15 protein-coding genes and 1 pseudogene are annotated in these 16,138 nt (G+C 70.2%); 9 read left to right on the top strand and 7 right to left on the bottom strand.

All coding sequences use genetic code 11. The features are described from left to right. Nucleotides 1-144: 144 nt before the first annotated feature. A complete protein-coding gene (locus KXR53_RS00180; RefSeq protein ID WP_437372224.1) occupies nt 145-531 on the top strand; it encodes a hypothetical protein in 387 nt (128 codons plus the stop codon). 102 nt (nt 532-633) lie between these two features. On the opposite strand, the gene KXR53_RS00185 is transcribed toward KXR53_RS00180, so the two are convergent. The 3 genes from KXR53_RS00185 to KXR53_RS00195 form a co-directional block, all read right to left on the bottom strand. Then, nucleotides 634-1,554, bottom strand: coding sequence for an arginase family protein (locus tag KXR53_RS00185; protein WP_437372226.1), 921 nt, complete (start codon nt 1,552-1,554; stop codon nt 634-636). Between the two features lie 134 nt (nt 1,555-1,688). Further along, nucleotides 1,689-3,083: a hypothetical protein gene (locus KXR53_RS00190; RefSeq protein ID WP_437372228.1), complete on the bottom strand. Its 1,395-nt coding sequence runs from the start codon at nt 3,081-3,083 to the stop codon at nt 1,689-1,691. 254 nt (nt 3,084-3,337) lie between these two features. Further along, the gene (locus KXR53_RS00195; RefSeq protein ID WP_437372230.1) at nt 3,338-3,736 is read right to left on the bottom strand and encodes a carboxymuconolactone decarboxylase family protein; all 399 of its coding nucleotides are present in this window, start codon (nt 3,734-3,736) and stop codon (nt 3,338-3,340) included. 93 nt (nt 3,737-3,829) lie between these two features. On the opposite strand from KXR53_RS00195, the pseudogene KXR53_RS00200 reads away from it, so the two are divergent. Continuing rightward, nucleotides 3,830-4,699, top strand: a pseudogene (locus KXR53_RS00200) (2-hydroxyacid dehydrogenase); the annotation flags it as partial. Nucleotides 4,700-4,852: 153 nt separating this feature from the next. On the opposite strand, the gene KXR53_RS00205 reads toward KXR53_RS00200, so the two are convergent. Continuing rightward, the gene (locus KXR53_RS00205; protein WP_437372825.1) at nt 4,853-5,443 is read right to left on the bottom strand and encodes an HdeD family acid-resistance protein; all 591 of its coding nucleotides are present in this window, start codon (nt 5,441-5,443) and stop codon (nt 4,853-4,855) included. A gap of 304 nt (nt 5,444-5,747) precedes the next feature. Between KXR53_RS00205 and rpsM the strand changes: the two genes are divergently transcribed. The 4 genes from rpsM to rplQ all read left to right on the top strand — a co-directional run bounded on the left by rpsM (nt 5,748) and on the right by rplQ (nt 8,297). Then, nucleotides 5,748-6,116: a 30S ribosomal protein S13 gene (rpsM, locus tag KXR53_RS00210; protein WP_225767486.1), complete on the top strand. Its 369-nt coding sequence runs from the start codon at nt 5,748-5,750 to the stop codon at nt 6,114-6,116. An 18-nt stretch (nt 6,117-6,134) separates the two neighbouring features. Then, nucleotides 6,135-6,539, top strand: coding sequence for a 30S ribosomal protein S11 (gene rpsK, locus KXR53_RS00215; RefSeq protein ID WP_026871464.1), 405 nt, complete (start codon nt 6,135-6,137; stop codon nt 6,537-6,539). Nucleotides 6,540-6,736: 197 nt separating this feature from the next. Then, a complete protein-coding gene (locus KXR53_RS00220) occupies nt 6,737-7,753 on the top strand; it encodes a DNA-directed RNA polymerase subunit alpha (RefSeq protein WP_437372232.1) in 1,017 nt (338 codons plus the stop codon). 103 nt (nt 7,754-7,856) lie between these two features. Continuing rightward, complete coding sequence (rplQ, locus tag KXR53_RS00225) at nt 7,857-8,297, top strand: 50S ribosomal protein L17 (protein WP_437372234.1); 441 nt, start codon at nt 7,857-7,859, stop codon at nt 8,295-8,297. Nucleotides 8,298-8,356: 59 nt separating this feature from the next. Here the strand turns inward: rplQ and KXR53_RS00230 are convergent, their stop codons facing one another. Next, on the bottom strand, nt 8,357-8,512 hold the full coding sequence (locus tag KXR53_RS00230; RefSeq protein WP_437372236.1) for a hypothetical protein: 156 nt from the start codon (nt 8,510-8,512) through the stop codon (nt 8,357-8,359). Between the two features lie 103 nt (nt 8,513-8,615). Beyond that, a complete protein-coding gene (locus tag KXR53_RS00235; RefSeq protein WP_437372238.1) occupies nt 8,616-9,386 on the bottom strand; it encodes an SDR family NAD(P)-dependent oxidoreductase in 771 nt (256 codons plus the stop codon). A 255-nt stretch (nt 9,387-9,641) separates the two neighbouring features. On the opposite strand from KXR53_RS00235, the gene KXR53_RS00240 reads away from it, so the two are divergent. From KXR53_RS00240 to KXR53_RS00250, 3 genes are all read left to right on the top strand, one after another. Beyond that, nucleotides 9,642-10,532: a LysR family transcriptional regulator gene (locus KXR53_RS00240; RefSeq protein ID WP_437372240.1), complete on the top strand. Its 891-nt coding sequence runs from the start codon at nt 9,642-9,644 to the stop codon at nt 10,530-10,532. Nucleotides 10,533-10,606: 74 nt separating this feature from the next. Then, a complete protein-coding gene (locus tag KXR53_RS00245; protein WP_437372242.1) occupies nt 10,607-12,010 on the top strand; it encodes a Do family serine endopeptidase in 1,404 nt (467 codons plus the stop codon). 64 nt (nt 12,011-12,074) lie between these two features. After that, a complete protein-coding gene (locus KXR53_RS00250; protein WP_437372244.1) occupies nt 12,075-12,920 on the top strand; it encodes a hypothetical protein in 846 nt (281 codons plus the stop codon). Between the two features lie 24 nt (nt 12,921-12,944). Here KXR53_RS00250 and KXR53_RS00255 read toward each other — a convergent pair whose 3' ends face one another. Then, nucleotides 12,945-16,127 (bottom strand): efflux RND transporter permease subunit, encoded by a 3,183-nt coding sequence (locus KXR53_RS00255; RefSeq protein WP_437372246.1) that lies wholly within the window; start codon nt 16,125-16,127, stop codon nt 12,945-12,947. Nucleotides 16,128-16,138: the final 11 nt, after the last annotated feature.

Here is a 16,138-nt window from a genome sequence, read left to right on the forward strand (position 1 = left end):
GGTCGGTGATGCCGGGGACCCTACAAGTCCGATGTTACCATTGTGTTATGCTTCGCCGGCGGTGCCGGGTCATGTGGCCCGGAACAAATAATGTTACTATTTATTAATGAAACGCCGTTCGCGGGCCGATCGAGGGAGAAGGATATGCGTTTGAACAGGGGAGTCATTTTCGCCGTTCTGGCGCTCGGTCTTGCCGCATGCGCCCAGCAGGTGCGGCCGATCATCGACCCCGCGACCTCGGTCGCCGGCGGGCGGAACTACGAATACGACCTGGCCCAGTGCCAGCAGCTGGCCCAGCAGGTCGACGCTGGCGGCCGCACCGTCGGCGGGGCGCTGGCCGGCGGCGCGATCGGTGCGGCGGGCGGCGCGATCATCGGCGCCTTCACCGGCAATGCCGGGCGCGGTGCCGCGATCGGCGCCTCGGTCGGCGGCCTCAGCGGCGCGGTCGGCGGCGGCGCGTCCGCCGCCACCAGCACCCGCGACGTGGTCCGGAACTGCATGGCCCGCCGCGGCTACGCCGTGCTGGACTGACGCGTTCTGACCGCTCCGTTGGTTGGGTTCGCCCCGGCGAACCCGACAAATCCACGGGGCGGCGGGCATGTTGGGTTCGCGGTCGCGAACCCAACCAACGGTTCAGTCGGCCGACGCCTGCGCTGCCAAGAGGCACAGCCAGGTCCAGCCGATGGTGGCGGCCAGCACGGCGGTGATGTCGGAGTGGTCGTAGGGCGGGCAGGTCTCGACCACGTCGGCCCCGACCCAGGCGACGTCGCCCAGCCGGCGCAGCAGCGCCAGCGCCTGCCACGGAAACAGGCCCCCGGCCTCCGGGCAGGCGACGCCGGGCGCCATGCCGGGATCGATCCCGTCGATGTCGAAGGTCAGATAGGCCGGGCGGTCGCCGATTACGGCACGGATCCGCTCCACCGCCCGGTCGACGCCGTCGAGATGCACGCTCTCGGCGGAGATCCCGGTCACGCCCCGGTCCCGGGTCCAGGCGGCGACGTCGCGCGCGACCGGGCTGTGCAGCCCGACCTGCACCGTGGCCCGCGGGTCGACCAGCCCGCGCTCGATGGCGTGGCGCAGCCAGGAGCCGTGATAGATCCGCGCCGAGGACGTGCCGGCCCAGGTGTCGACATGGGCGTCGAACTGCATCAGCGCCAGTGGCCCGTGCTTGGCCGCGGTCGCCTCCAGAAGCGGCAGGGTGACGGTGTGGTCGCCGCCGAGGGCGAGGAGGCGGGCTCCGGCCCCGATCTGCTCGGCCGCCGCGTCGCGGATCGCGACCAGGCTGCCGGCGATGTCGGCGGTGATCGGCGCGGCGTCCCCGGCATCGTAGAGATCCAGCCGCTCCTCCGGGCTCAGCCCCAGATCGGGATGGTCGTCGCCGGTCAGCGTCCGGCTCGCCGCCCGGATCGCGCCCGGGCCGAAGCGAGAGCCGGGCCGGTTGGTGGTGCCGAAGTCGAAGGGCAGGCCCAGCACCGCGACGGCGGGGCGGCCGCCCTCCGGCCGGCGGCGCTGCGGGGCGTTGAGGAAGGTCGCGATGCCGGCATAGGGAGGCATGGGTCTCTCCGGTCCGAGGGCGGGCCCGGATGGTTCGCGGGGGGGCGGCGGGCTGTCAAGCCGCGCCGCGCCGGGCTGGCCGGACAGACGAAGGGCCGGCGCCCTGCGACGCCGGCCCTTCGCCTTTTCGCCGTTCAGTGGCGGGCGCCGCCGAGCCTGGCGCCGCCGATGCTGATCCCGCTCGCATGCCCGCCCAGGCTCACGCCGATGCCGTTCTTGCCGCCGAGGCTGACGTTGAGGCCGCCCTTGTTGGTGCTGGCCGCGCCGGTGCCGTCGTCGCCGACGCCGACAGTGATGCCACCGGAGTTGCCGGAGGCCGCCTTGCTCCCAAGCCCGACATTCAGCCCGCCGCTGTTGGCCGAGGTGGCGCTGCTGCCCAGCCCGGCATTGACGCCGCCGGAGTTGCCGGAGGACGCCTTGCCGCCGAGCCCGACATTGATGCTGCCGCTGTTCGAGGAGGCCGAGCCGGTGCCGAGACCGGCGTTGACGCTGCCGGAATTGCCGGAGGCCGCCTTGCTGCCCAGGCCGGCATTGATGCCGCTGGAGTTGCCGGACGTGGCGGTCTTGCCGAGTCCGACATTGACACCGCCGCTGTTGGATGAGGCGGCGCCGGTGCCGAGACCAGCGTTGATGCCGCTAGAATTGCCGCTCGCGGCGGACTTGCCGAGACCGGCATTCAGGCCGCCGGTGTTGGACGAAGCGGCGCCGGCGCCGACACCGGCATTGATGCCGCTGGAATTGCCGGACGCGGCGGTCTTGCCGAGGCCGACATTGACACCGCCGGTGTTGGACGAGGCGGCGCCGCTGCCGACACCGGTATTGATGCCGCCGGAGTTGCCCGACGCGGCGCCGGTGCCGAGGCCGGCGTTGATGCCGCCGCTGTTGTTCGAAGCGGCACCGCTGCCGACCCCGACATTGACGCCGCCGGAGTTGTGGGAGGCGCCGCCGGCCGCGCCGACATTCACCCCGCCGCTGTTGTTGCTGCCGGAGCCGCCGCCGACGCCGACATTGATGCCGCCGCCATTGCCGGTGGCGCCGCCACCGAAGCCGACATTGATCCCGCCGCCATTGCCGCTGCCGGCGCCTCCGCCGCCCGAGCCGCCGCCTCCGGACCCACCACCTGAACCGCCGCCGCCCGAGCCGCCGCCTCCGGACCCACCGCCCGAACCGCCACCACCCGAGCTCCCGCCGGAGCCGCCCCCGCCGTGCGAGCCTCCGCCGCCGTTGCCGCCACCCGACGAGCCGCCGCCGCTGCTGCCACCGCCGGCCGAGCTCGAGCCGCCGGTCGAGCCGGTGCTGCTGCCGGTGCCCGTTCCCGTTCCCGTTCCGCTGCCGGCTCCGTCGGGAAGGGACGCCACGTTGACCGCATCGCCGGCCGGCTCGAGGGCGCAGCCCTTGCTGACCACCAGTTGCTGTTCTGCCGGCGAGAGCTCGCGGAACGGCTCGTTGCAGAGCTCGAACAGGTTGGAATTCGCCTGCGCCGCCGTCGACGCAAAGGCAGCGCAAGCCAAAGGAAGCCACAACTTCATGGCGATGTCCTCTAAATCAGCTTTGATGTGAAATCGCGATTGGAAAAACCATATATCCGGTCGAATAAGTGCGAATATTTACTTTTTTGTAAACTGAAATGTATAGATGCTTGTGAAAGGTTGTTGTGCTCCGGAATGCCCGATTTCGTTGTAATATTTCTTGGATTGAGAAATTATATTATTTGGTTTTGATCTAAAATTCTCCTTGGCGCAGCCCGCCGCCGAAGCGGGGCGGCGGACACCCCGTCATACCGTCAGTCCGTCCGGCGGAATGCCTCGTCGACCGGCACCTGCAGGCCGTTGGCCAGGCGGTTGGTCTCGTTGGCCATGCCGACCACGGCCATCAGCTCGCCCAGCATCTCGTCGGTCATGCCGGCCTTGCGCGCCGCCGCGCTGTGCGAGGCGATGCAGTAGCCGCAGCCATTGGTGGCGCTGACCGCGAGATACACCATCTCCTTCACCAGCGGGTCGAGCGCGCCGGGCGCCATCACCTCCTTCACGCTCTCCCAGGTCCGCCGCAGCGTCGGCGGATGGATCGCCAGCGCCTTCCAGAAATTGTTGACCCGGTCGATCCGGCGGGTGGCCATGATGTCGTCATAGACGGCCCGCACCTCCGGCGATGCCTCCTCGTATTCGATCAGCCCGGATGCCATGGCGATGCTCCCTGCGGTTTCGATGCGGTAGGGTGGCATGGGCGCCGGCAAGGCGTCACCCCGTCCGCGGACGGAACAGACAAGGGCTCGGCCATGCGCGTCGCGGTGTTCGGCACCAAGTCCTACGACCGGCAGTATTTCGAGGCGGCCAACGCCCGCTTCGGCCATGCGCTGACCTTCCTGGAGCCGCGGCTCGACGCCGACACGGTGCCGCTCGCCCGCGGCTTCCCGGCGGTCTGCGTGTTCGTCAACGACCTGCTCGACGCCGCCGTGCTGGAGGCGCTGCAGGCCGGCGGCACCCGGGTGGTGGCCCTGCGCTGCGCCGGCTTCAACAATGTGGATCTGGCAGCCGCGGATCGGCTCGGCATCGCCGTGGTGCGGGTGCCGGCCTATTCGCCGCATGCGGTGGCCGAGTTCGCCATCGGGCTGATGCTGGCGCTCGACCGCAGGATTCATCGCGCCTGGGCGCGCACGCGCGAGAACAACTTCGCCCTCGACGGGCTGGTCGGCCGCAATCTCCACGGCCGCACGGTCGGCGTCGTCGGGACCGGCCGCATCGGCGCCATCGTCGCCCGGGCCCTGCGCCTCGGCTTCGGCTGCGAGGTGCTGGCCTTCGATCCGTTCCCGGACGAGGCGCTGGCGGCGGAGGGCATCCGCTATGTCGACCGGGCGGCGCTGCTGGACGCGGCGGAGATCATCACCCTGCACTGCCCGCTGACGCCGCAGACCCGCCATTTCATTGATGCCGAGGCGATCGCGCGGGCGCGGCCAGGGCTGATGCTGGTCAACACCAGCCGCGGCGCCCTGATCGACACCGCCGCCGTGATCGAGGGGCTGAAGAGCCGCAAGCTCGGCGGCGTGGCGCTCGACGTCTACGAGCAGGAGGAGAGCCTGTTCTTCGAGGACCTGTCCAACGAGATCGTGCAGGACGACGTGCTCCAGCGGCTGCTGACCTTCCCCAACGTGCTGGTGACGGGCACCAGGCCTTCCTCACCGCCGAGGCGCTCGCGGCGATCGCGGAGACGACGCTGGCGAGCCTCGCCGATGCCGAGGCCGGGCGTCCGCTGGTCCATCGCCTCGCGCCGCCGCGGGCCGGGTGAGCAGGGTGCAAAGGCGCTAGGCTGGCGCGGCGGTGCCGCCGTGGCGCCGCGCCAGACGGCGCAGGCGGAAGGCGAGGGCCAGCTCCAGCACCCCGACCACGATCGCCCAGCTGCCGATCAGCCAGACCAGGGACAGCGCGCCGGCGCCGGGGAAGGCCAGGGCATAGACGCCGAACAGCACCCACAGGGCGCCGGTCAGCGCCAGCAGCCATTCGCCCTCGATCTCCTTGCGCAGGCGGATGGCGGTGACGATCTCCATCACCCCGATCACGATCGCCCAGACGGCGATGATGTAGACGAGGACGATCGCGGTCAGCAGCGGCCAGATCACGGCCACCACGCCGGCCGCGACGCCGACAAGCCCGAGCAGGGCGTAGCCCCAGTTGCGGCCGCGGATGCCGACGATGATGCCCATCACGCCGTCGACCAGCGCATAGGCGGCGTAGAGGATGATCAGCACCGCCAGGGTCATGCCCGGCCACAGCCAGGCGAGGATCCCGAACAGGATGGCCAGCACGCCGCGCAGCGCGATGGCGCCCCAGTTCGCGGCGAGGGCGCGAAGGACCGGCAGGTTCGGCATCGTCCGTCTCCCGCAGGCGGCCGGCATGATGGCCGTGCCCAAGAAGATGATCGTCGCGGCGCAGGTGACAAGCCGGAGCGGTTCCGGCTATGGTTCCCCGCCGTCGTCCCGACAGCGTGGATTCGGTGCGCGAATCCCCACGGTTGACTCTGCCCTGACGATCACTATACTCCGCGCGCTTCGGAGCCGGAAGGCGGCCGAAGCACAAGGCGTTCGCGCGGCCGCTCCGGCACGCGGGCAGACATGAACCAGCAGACCCGGCGATGCAGGCCAGGCCCCGAGGGCCCGGCAGCGGCGGCGCCGAAGGTGGCAACCGCTTGAGGAGACCGACGTGGCACGTATTGCCGGCGTCAACATTCCGACCCAGAAGCGCGTGCTGATCGCGCTCACCTACATCCATGGCATCGGGCGCCACACCGCCCAGAGCATCATCGACAAGCTCGGCATCCCGGCCGACCGCCGCGTCAACGAGCTGACCGAAGACGAGATCCTGCGCATCCGCGAGACCATCGACAGCGACTACACGGTCGAGGGCGACCTGCGGCGCGAGATCGCGATGAACATCAAGCGGCTGATGGACCTCGGCTGCTACCGCGGCCTGCGCCACCGCAAGGGCCTGCCCGTCCGCGGCCAGCGGACCCACACCAATGCCCGCACCCGCAAGGGTCCGGCGAAGCCCATCGCGGGCAAGAAGAAGTAATCGGAAGGCGAGCGAACCATGGCCAAGCCAGCAGCTGCCGCCGCGAGCGCCCGTCTGCGTCGTCGCGAGCGTAAGAACATCACCTCGGGCGTCGCCCACGTGAACTCGTCCTTCAACAACACGGTGATCACCATCACCGACGCCCAGGGCAACGCCATCGCCTGGTCGTCGGCCGGTGGCATGGGCTTCAAGGGCAGCCGCAAGTCGACCCCCTACGCCGCCCAGGTCGCCGCCGAGGATGCCGGCCGCAAGGCCCAGGAGCACGGCATGCGCGTGCTCGAGATCAACGTGAAGGGCCCCGGCTCCGGCCGCGAGAGCGCGCTGCGCGCCCTGCAGTCGATCGGCTTCCAGATCACCTCGATCCGCGACGTCACGCCGATCCCGCACAACGGCGTCCGTCCGCGCAAGAAGCGTCGCGTCTGAGGCCGGCCCGGCCCGCGCCGCCCCGTCCCGTCGCCGGGACCGGGGCGGCGTGGGCCGCCGCCTTTTACGCAGTACCGCCGGCCGATCCGGGACAGGACCAGCCGCCACAGGGTCCAAGCATGGGATCGGAAGGGCTTCGCCCCGCCGGCGTTTCGGCCGTATCCGGCCTATAGTGGCAGAACAGGATTGAGACGACAGTGCTTCAGCGCAACTGGCAGGAACTGATCAAGCCCAACGCTCTCGACGTCCAGCCGGGCGACGATCCGCAGCGCAAGGCGACCCTCGTCGCCGATCCGCTCGAGCGCGGCTTCGGCCTGACCCTCGGCAACGCCATCCGCCGCGTGCTGCTGTCCTCGCTGCAGGGCGCCGCGGTCACCGCCATCCACATCGACGGCGTGCTGCACGAATTCTCCTCGATCCCGGGCGTGCGCGAGGACGTCACCGACATCGTCCTCAACGTCAAGGCGCTGTCGCTGCGCATGCACGCCGAGGGCCCGAAGAAGATGCGGCTGAACGCCGAGGGCCCGAAGGTGGTCAAGGCCGGCGACATCGTCACCGGTCCGGACATCGAGATCATGGACCCCGAGCTGGTGCTGTGCACCCTCGACGAGGGCGCCAAGCTGGCGATGGAATTCACGGTCAATGTCGGCAAGGGCTATGTCCCGGCCAGCATGAACCGGCCGGAGGACGCGCCGATCGGCCTGATCCCGGTCGACGCCCTGTACAGCCCGATCCGCAAGGTCTCGTACAAGGTCGAGAACACCCGCGTCGGCCAGGTCACCGACTACGACAAGCTGTCGCTGACGATCGAGACCAACGGCGCGGTGACGCCGGAGGATGCGGTGGCGCTGGCCGCGCGCATCCTGCAGGACCAGCTGCAGCTGTTCATCAACTTCGAGGAGCCGTCGCGCGACCTGCGCGAGGAGACCGGCGAGGAGATGCCGTTCAACCGCAACCTGCTGCGGAAGGTGGACGAGCTGGAGCTGTCGGTCCGTTCGGCGAACTGCCTGAAGAACGACAACATCGTCTATATCGGCGACCTGGTGCAGAAGACCGAGGCGGAGATGCTCCGCACCCCGAACTTCGGCCGCAAGTCGCTGAACGAGATCAAGGAAGTGCTGTCGACCATGGGCCTCCATCTCGGCATGGAGATCCCGAACTGGCCGCCGGAGAACATCGAGGATCTCGCCAAAAAGCTCGAGGAGCCGTTCTGATCGGCTGATCGAGGTCTGTACCCCGCCGTACTTTCCCGGAAGGGGAGGCGGCGGGTCCCGCCATCGGACCCCCGCGGGGGCCAAGCCATGAGGAGACATTGCCATGCGTCACGGAGTGACCGGACGTCGTTTCAGCCGCACCAGCAGCCACCGCAAGGCGATGTTCGCCAACATGGCGGCGGCGCTGATCACCCATGAGCAGATCAAGACCACCCTGCCGAAGGCGAAGGATCTGCGCCCGATCGTCGAGAAGCTGATCACCCTCGGCAAGAAGGGCGGCCTCGCCAATCGCCGTCTGGCTTATGCCCAGCTGCGCGACGACGAGGTGGTATCGAAGCTGTTCTCGGTGATCGCCGAGCGCTACAAGACCCGCAACGGCGGCTATTCCCGCGTGCTCAAGGCCGGCTTCCGCTACGGCGACGCCGCCCCGATGGCGGTGATTGAGCTGGTCGACCGCGACCGCGACGCCAAAGGCGCCGCCGACAAGGCGCGCGACGCCGAGCTGAAGGCTGCGGCCGAGGCCGAGGAATCGGCCGAGGGCTGATCGGCCGACCAAGTGCCAATTGATGAAGGAGGCCCGGCTTGCGCCGGGCCTTTTTTTCGTCAGTCGCTCGAGATCTTGACCCAGCAGGGATCGAGATAGGTGCCCCTGCACTCCGACCCGGCGGCCGATGCGCTGGGCACCGCCTGCTGCACGGCCAGCGCTACCAGTGCCACCGCGATCACGGTCAGGATCACCTTCGTGTAGCGATCGACCACAGGCCCCTCCCCTTGGACATGACGAGAAGTGTATTTTTCATCAATCAAAAGTTGATTTCAAGTCTACAACTCTACTTTCCATGAATAGCGCCGTGGAGCCGGATTAGTGGCCGCGCTCGGCGCCGCCATTGACCTGAATCACCTGGGCGGTGACGTGCGACGCGCCGGGCGAAGCCAGCCAGGCCACGGCGTCGGCGATGTCGGCCGGGACACCGGCGCGGCGGGTCGAGGTCTCGGCGATCAGCGCGGCCTGCCGCTCCGCCGGCAGCCGGTCGGCGAAGAACTCGGTGTCGCGGATATAGCCGGGCGCCACGATGTTGACGGTGACGCCCTTCGGCCCCAGCGCCGCGGCCAGGTCGTAGCCATAGGGATGCAGCGCCGCCTTGGCGGCGCCGTAGCAGCCGGCGCCGGAGCCGCGATAGGCGGCGATCGAGCTGATCAGTACGATCCGGCCGCCGGGCGACCGCAGCCGGTCGCGCAGGCCCTCGGTCAGCAGCACCGCGGACAGCACGTTGCCGCGGAAATTGTCGGTCCAGCGCCGCGCGACCCCGGCCAGCCCGTCGCCGTAGCTGCCCTCCGGCGCCTGCAGCACGGCGTTGCCGCCTGCCGCATGCACCAGCACGTCGACCGCGGGGAAGCGGGCGTCGATCTCGCGGCACAGCGCCTCGACCCGGTCGGGCTGCGCCAGGTCGCAGGGCAGCGGCAGCACCGGCGGCGCTGTCGGATGCTCCCGCCCGATCGCCGCCGCCGCCGTCTCCAGCACGCCAGGGCGGCGGCCGATGATCACGACCTGCTCTCCCTGCCCGGCGAAATGCCGGGCGACGGCGAGCCCGATGCCCGTGCCGCCGCCGCTGACCACCACCACTCGTGCCATCGATCCACTCTCCTGTTGTGACGAGCGGAAGGTTGGCAGGCGCCTTGCATACTTCAAATATGAGATCATGAACGTCTGATATTCTGGGAGTATCATGTTGACAAACTGCAAGACCGCCTCCTCGATTTCTCGCCCGTCATGGCGAGGCGCGCAGCGCCGTGGCCATCCAGGGGCCAGTGCGAGCGGCCCTGGATGGCCACGCCCCTTCGGGGCTCGCCATGACGGGTCAATATCTCGGGCCGCTGGGATCACCCCATGATCGAGCTGCGCCTGCTGCGCCAGTTCATCGCCGTGGCCGAGGAGCGCCATGTCCGCCGGGCGGCGGAGCGGCTGGGCATGGCGCAGCCGCCGCTGAGCACGGCGATGCGGCGGCTGGAGGACGTGGTCGGCGCCCCCCTGTTCGACCGCAGCCGCCGGCGCCTGGCCCTGACCGCCGCCGGCGTCGCCTTGCTGGAGGAGGCGCGCCGCACCCTGACCCAGGCCGAGCACGCCGTGGCCGTGGCGCGCCAGGCAGGGCAGGGGCTGACCGGCCTGATCCGCATCACCTTTGTCGGCAGCGCCATGTTCGAGCGCCTGCCGCCGCTGCTGCGGGCGCTGCAGGCCCGGCATCCGGGGGTGGCGCTGGACCTGCGCGAGGCGACGACGATGCGGCAGCTGGACGAGCTGCGCGGCGGCCGCTGCGATCTCGGCTTCGTCATCCCGCCCCTGCCGGACAGCGAGGGGCTGGAGCAGCGCCCGGCCTGGGCCGACCCGATGGTCGCCGTGGTCCCGGCCGGCCATCCGCTGGCGGGCCGCCGCCGCATCGCCCTGGCCGAGTTGGCTGCCGAGCCCTTCGTCATGTTCCCGCAGGGCGAGGGGCCCGGCTTCCACGCCACGATCCTGGAGGCCTGCGCCGCAGCCGGCTTCGTGCCGCGGATCGCGCAGTCGGCGCACCAGATGCACGCGATCGTGTCGCTGGTCGCGGCCGGATTCGGCGTGTCGCTGGTGCCGGAATCGCTGCGCCGGCTGCGGCCGGCCGGGGTGCGCTACCTGGCGCTGGCCGGCCCGGCGCCGCAGGCCCGGATCGCCGTCGCCTGGCGGCGCGGCGACCGGTCGCCGGCCCTGCTGCAGGCGCTGGCCCTGCTGCAGGAGGTCACGAAACCGTAAGCCGGCGCGCCGGCCCATGGACGCCGGCGGCCCCCTTCGGCTAGACCGGGCCCGTCACGGCGGATGGAGGAAGGATGTCCCGTTTCGCGAGCGCCGCGGCGGCGCTGCTGCTCCTGCTGGCCGGACCGGCCGCGGCCGAGCCTGTGGTGCCGACCAGCCGGGCCGAGATCGACCTCAGCTTCGCGCCGCTGGTGCGCAGCGCGGCGCCGGCCGTGGTCAACATCTATGCCCGGCACATGGTGGTCGAGCGGCAGAATCCGCTGTTCGACGACCCGTTCTTCCGCCGCTTCTTCGGCGACGATCTGCCCGGCGGCCGGCCGCGGCAGCGGATCGAGAACTCGCTCGGCTCCGGCGTCGTGGTCGGGTCGGACGGGCTCGTGGTCACCAACCACCATGTGATCAAGGACGCGGACCAGATCACCGTGGTGCTGTCCGACCGCACCGAATACGAGGCCGAGCTGGTGCTGTCGGACGAACGCACCGACCTGGCCTTCCTGAAGCTCAAGGACCTCGCCGGCCGGTCGCTGCCCTCGCTGCCGCTCGGCGACAGCGACGCGCTCGAGGTCGGCGACCTGGTGCTGGCGATCGGCAACCCCTTCGGCGTCGGCCAGACCGTGACCATGGGCATCGTCTCGGCGATCGCCCGCACCGCCGTCGGCATCTCCGACTACGACTTCTTCATCCAGACCGACGCGGCGGTGAACCCCGGCAATTCCGGCGGCGCCCTGATCGACATGAAGGGCCGGCTGGTCGGCATCAACACCGCGATCTACAGCCGCACCGGCGGCTCGCTCGGCATCGGCTTCGCCATCCCGGCCAACATGCTGCGCAGCATGATGCGCGCGGCCGAGACCGGGCAGCCGGTGGTGCGGCCCTGGCTCGGCGCCGACGGCCAGGCGATCGACCGCGGCCTGGCCGAGGCCTATGGCCTCGACCGCCCGGCCGGCGTGCTGGTCAACGGCGTCGATCTCAACGGGCCGGCGGGGCGGGCCGGCCTCAAGGTCGGCGACGTGGTCACCGCGGTCGACGGCCATGCGGTCGACGACCCGGAATCGCTGCGCTTCCGCCTGGCCACGCTCGATCTCGGCGCCACCGCGAAGCTGGCGGTGCGGCGCGGCCGGGACACGGTCGAGCTGTCGCTGCCGGTCGAGGCGCCGCCGGAGGACCCGCCGCGCGACGAGCGCGTGCTCGGCGGCCGCTCGCCCCTGGCCGGCGCCACGGTGGTCAACGTCTCGCCGGCGGTGGTGGAGGAGCTGCGGCTCAACGGCCCCGGCAAGGGCGTGGTGGTGACCGCGGTCGCCGCCCGCAGCCCGGCGGCGCAGCTGGGGCTGCAGCCCGGCGACGTCCTGCTGCGCTTCGACGGCGAGGAGGTCGAGAGCACGGAGTCGCTGGAGGCGTCGCTGCGCCGCTCCCGCGGCCCGTGGCGCATCGCCATCCAGCGCGGCGGGCAAACGCTGGAGACGGTGGTGGGTCGTTAGCGCCGGTTGCCTCGCCGACCCGCGGCTGAAATGATCCGCCCCGATTCGAGCAAGGGGATGGACGATGGCGGCACTTTCGACCGGTGACCTGCTGCGGCGCGCCGTGGGCTGGAGCCTGGGGCATGCCGGGGCGCTGGCGCGGCTGTCGGCGCCGGCGATCGCCTTCGCGCTGATCCTGCGCTTCGCCATCTATTGGCTCTGGGCCGACGAGGTGGCGGCGATGTTCGCGGACGAGGCGCCATCCGGCGCCGGCGCGCTGGCCGTGCTGCTGGCGATGCTGGTGCAACTGTTCGCCATCGCGCTGATCGCGGTCGCCTGGCACCGCTACGTGCTGCGCGGCGAGTTCGCGCCGTTCCCGGCCGATGCCGCGACGCTGCGCTTCGCGCTGTACCAGATCTGGCTCGGCATTCTCGGCCTGTTCACGGCCATGGCCGGGGTGTTCGTGCTGTCGATCCTGTTCGGTCTGGTCGGCGGACCGTCGCTGCTGCAGGCGCTGGCCGTCGGTGGGCCGTCGGGCAATGTGCTGGCGCTGCTGGTAGCGACGGCGGTGCTCACCGCCCTCGCCATCGTACCCTTCGCCTTCTATGGGCTGGTCCTCCCCGCCACCGCGATCGGCGACCGCGGCCTGACCGCCGCCGAGAGCAGTCGGCTGCTGCGCGGCCAGAGGCTGCAGGCCTGGGGCGCGCTGGCCGCCACTCTGCTGCTCTTCTTCGTGATCTCCTACGGCCTCGGCGCGGTGCTGGCGGCGATCCTGCCGGAGGACACCGGCATCGGCGTCGCGACCTTGCTGGCCGATCTGGTGTCGCTGGCGCTGACCGCGGCCGAGGTCAGCGTCTTCGCCGGCATTCTCTCCGAACTGTACCGGGCGCTGCGCTTGCCTGAACTCGCGCGGGGCAGCGTCCCGGAGTGATCCTCCGGGACGCTGCCGTCGCGATTACTCCGCCGGGCCGCCTTCCAGCTTCGGCGCCGGCGCCGGCCGGCGCCGGGCGACCGCTGCGCCGAGCCAGCGGCAGACGACGTAGAACAGCGGCGTGAACAACAGGCCGAACACGGTCACGCCGATCATGCCGAAGAACACGGCGGTGCCCAGCGACTGCCGCATCTCGTAGCCGGCGCCGGACGCGATCACCAGCGGCACCACACCGAAGATGAAGGCGAAGGAGGTCATCAGGATCGGCCGCAGCCGGGTGCGGGCGGCCGAGACCGCAGCGTCCTGCCGGCTCTCACCGTGCTCCTCCGCCTGGCGCGCGAACTCGACGATCAGGATCGCGTTCTTCGCCGCCAGGCCGATCAGCACGACGAAGCCGATCTGGGCCAGGATGTTGATGTCCATCCCGCGCAGCAAGAGGCCGGTGACGGCCGCCAGGAGGCACATCGGCACGATCAGGATGACCGAGAGCGGCAGGGTCCAGCTCTCGTACTGCGCCGCCAGCAGCAGGAAGACGAACACCACCGAGGCGACGAACACCAGCATGCCGGTGTTGCCGGCCAGCTTCTCCTGCAGCGCCAGCTCGGTCCATTCGAAGCCGAAGCCCTGCGGCAGGGTCTCGGTCGCGATCTGCTCCATCGCCGCCAGGGCGTAGCCGGTGGAATAGCCTGGCAGGGTCGACCCCTGGACCTCGGCCGCAGGGTACAGGTTGAAGCGCGGCACGCGGTAGGGGCCGGTCAGGTCGCGGAAGCTGGCGACGGCGCTGAGCGGCACCATCCCGCCGCTGTCGCTGCGGGTCTTGTAGTTGCCGATGTCGCGCAGATTCTGCCGGAACCTGCCGTCCGCCTGGGCGGTCAGGCGGAAGGTGCGGCCGAGATAGTTGAAGTCGTTGACATAGGTCGAGCCGAGATAGACCTCCAGCGTCTCGAACACCCGGTCGGCCGACACGCCCAGCATCTCCGCCTTCACCCGGTCGATGTCGGCGTAGAGCTTCGGCGTGCGGGTGTTGAACAGCGAGAACACGCCGGCCAGGCCCGGGGTCTGGTTCGCCCTGGCCAGGATCTCCTGGGTCGCGGCATCGAGCGCCGCCAGGCCGCGCCCGGTCCGGTCCTCGACCATCATCTTGAAGCCGCCGCCGGTGCCGATGCCGCGCACGGGCGGGGGCTGGATGGTGATGATGAAGGCGTCCTGGATGCCGGCGAGCTTCTGGTTCAGCGCCGCCTGCAGCGCCTGGACGGTCTGCCCCTTGGCGTCGCGTTCGGCGAAGGGCGCGAAGGTCGAGAAGATCGCGCCGGCGTTCGAGGCGTTGGTGAAGGTGGCGCCGTCGAAGCCGGCGAACGGCACGACATGGATGATGCCCGGCACCTCCAGGATCTGCTTGGCGGCCTCCTTGACCACCGCGTCGGTGCGGGCGAGGGAGGAGCCGGGGGGCAGCTGGATCACGGTGATCAGATAGCCCTGATCCTGCTCCGGGATGAAGCCGGTCGGCGCCCGGCCGAACTGCAGTCCGGTCAGGCCGATCAGCCCGACATAGGCGACCAGCATGACCACGGCGAAGCGCAGGATCCGCCGGGTCAGCCCGCCATAGCCCAGCGACAGCTTGTCGAAGGCCCAGTTGAAGCCGCGGAAGAAGGCCGCGATCGGCCGGAACAGCGGCGAGGTCCGGTGCGCATCATGCGCCTGATGCGGCTTCAGCAGGATGGCGCAGAGGGCCGGGCTGAGGGTCAGCGACACGAAGGCCGAGATCACCGTCGCCGCGGCGATGGTCACCGCGAACTGGCGGAAGAACTGGCCGGTGATGCCGGTGATCAGCGCCGCCGGGATGAACACGGCGCACAGCACGAGGGCGATGGCGATCAGCGCGCCGCCGACCTCGTCCATGGTCAGATGCGCCGCCTCCTTCGGCGACTTGCCCTCGCGCAGATGCCGCTCGACGTTCTCGACCACCACGATGGCGTCGTCGACGACGATGCCGATGGCCAGCACCAGGCCGAACAGAGACAGGTTGTTCAGCGAGTAGCCCAGCGCCGCCATCACCATGAAGGTGCCGATCAGCGAGATCGGGATGGCGACGACCGGGATGATCGCCGCGCGCCAGGTCTGCAGGAACAGGATGACGACGATGACGACCAGGACGATCGCTTCCCAGATCGTCTTCTCGACCTCATGCACCGATTCCGCGATGAACTCGGTCGGGTTGTAGATGATGTTGTACTGCAGGCCGGGCGGGAAGTTCTTGGACAGCTCCGCCATGGTCGAGATCAGGCGGTCGGCCGTCTCCAGCGCGTTCGACCCCGGGCGCTGGAACACCAGGATCGGCACCGCCGGCCGTTCGTCGAGATAGCCGTTGGCGGTGTAGTCCTGCGCGGCCAGCTCGACCCGGGCGATGTCGCGCACCCGGGTGACGCGGCCGTCGGCGTCGGTCTTGACCACGATGTTGCCGAACTGGCGCGGATCGGCCAGCCGGCCGAGGGTCTCGACATTGAGCTGATAGGCGGCCTGGTTCGGCACCGGCGGCTGGTTCAGCACGCCGGAGGCGACCTGGACGTTCTGCGACCGCAGCGCCGCGATGACCTCGCCCGCGGTCAGGTTGCGCGAGGCCACCTTGTCCGGGTCGAGCCAGACCCGCATGGCGTAGTCGCGGGCGCCGAAGATGCGCACGTCGCCGACGCCGTCGAGGCGGGCCAGCACATCGCGCACCTGAAGGGTCGCGTAGTTGGAGATGTAGAGCGGGTCGCGCGATCCGTCCGAGGAGCTGAGATGGATCACCATCAGCATGTCGGGCGAGGATTTGCGCACGGTGACGCCGATCTGGCGCACCTCGTCCGGCAGCCGCGGCTCGGCCACGGCGACGCGGTTCTGGACCAGCACCTGGGCGATGTCGAGGTCGGTGCCGAGGGCGAAGGTGACCTGGATCACCAGCTGGCCGTCGCCGGTCGCCTGCGACTGCATGTACAGCATGTTCTCGACGCCGTTGATCTCCTGCTCGATCGGCGTCGCGACCGTGTTGGAGACCACCTCGGCCGAGGCGCCGGGGTAGGAGGTGCGGATCTCGATGGTCGGCGGCGCGATCTCGGGATACTGCGCCACCGGCAGGGTGAAATAAGCGGCCGCGCCGAGCAGCACGACCAGGATCGACAGCACCGTCGCGAAGATCGGGCGGTCGATGCAGAAATGGGAGAAGCGCATTCGCCCGCCCC

It is taken from the genome of Inquilinus limosus (genome assembly GCF_051487185.1).
In the GTDB taxonomy this organism is placed as follows: domain Bacteria; phylum Pseudomonadota; class Alphaproteobacteria; order DSM-16000; family Inquilinaceae; genus Inquilinus; species Inquilinus limosus_F.

Excerpts from the sequence above, each read along its gene's own strand:
- KXR53_RS00185 (WP_437372226.1), bottom strand. The coding sequence starts at position 1,554 with ATGCCTCCCTATGCCGGCATCGCGACCTTCCTCAACGCCCCGCAGCGC.
- KXR53_RS00245 (WP_437372242.1), top strand. The coding sequence starts at position 10,607 with ATGTCCCGTTTCGCGAGCGCCGCGGCGGCGCTGCTGCTCCTGCTGGCC.
- KXR53_RS00180 (WP_437372224.1), top strand. The coding sequence starts at position 145 with ATGCGTTTGAACAGGGGAGTCATTTTCGCCGTTCTGGCGCTCGGTCTT.
- KXR53_RS00255 (WP_437372246.1), bottom strand. The coding sequence starts at position 16,127 with ATGCGCTTCTCCCATTTCTGCATCGACCGCCCGATCTTCGCGACGGTG.
- rplQ (WP_437372234.1), top strand. The coding sequence starts at position 7,857 with ATGCGTCACGGAGTGACCGGACGTCGTTTCAGCCGCACCAGCAGCCAC.
- KXR53_RS00235 (WP_437372238.1), bottom strand. The coding sequence starts at position 9,386 with ATGGCACGAGTGGTGGTGGTCAGCGGCGGCGGCACGGGCATCGGGCTC.
- KXR53_RS00240 (WP_437372240.1), top strand. The coding sequence starts at position 9,642 with ATGATCGAGCTGCGCCTGCTGCGCCAGTTCATCGCCGTGGCCGAGGAG.
- rpsK (WP_026871464.1), top strand. The coding sequence starts at position 6,135 with ATGGCCAAGCCAGCAGCTGCCGCCGCGAGCGCCCGTCTGCGTCGTCGC.
- KXR53_RS00195 (WP_437372230.1), bottom strand. The coding sequence starts at position 3,736 with ATGGCATCCGGGCTGATCGAATACGAGGAGGCATCGCCGGAGGTGCGG.
- KXR53_RS00205 (WP_437372825.1), bottom strand. The coding sequence starts at position 5,443 with ATGCCGGCCGCCTGCGGGAGACGGACGATGCCGAACCTGCCGGTCCTT.
- KXR53_RS00250 (WP_437372244.1), top strand. The coding sequence starts at position 12,075 with ATGGCGGCACTTTCGACCGGTGACCTGCTGCGGCGCGCCGTGGGCTGG.
- KXR53_RS00190 (WP_437372228.1), bottom strand. The coding sequence starts at position 3,083 with ATGAAGTTGTGGCTTCCTTTGGCTTGCGCTGCCTTTGCGTCGACGGCG.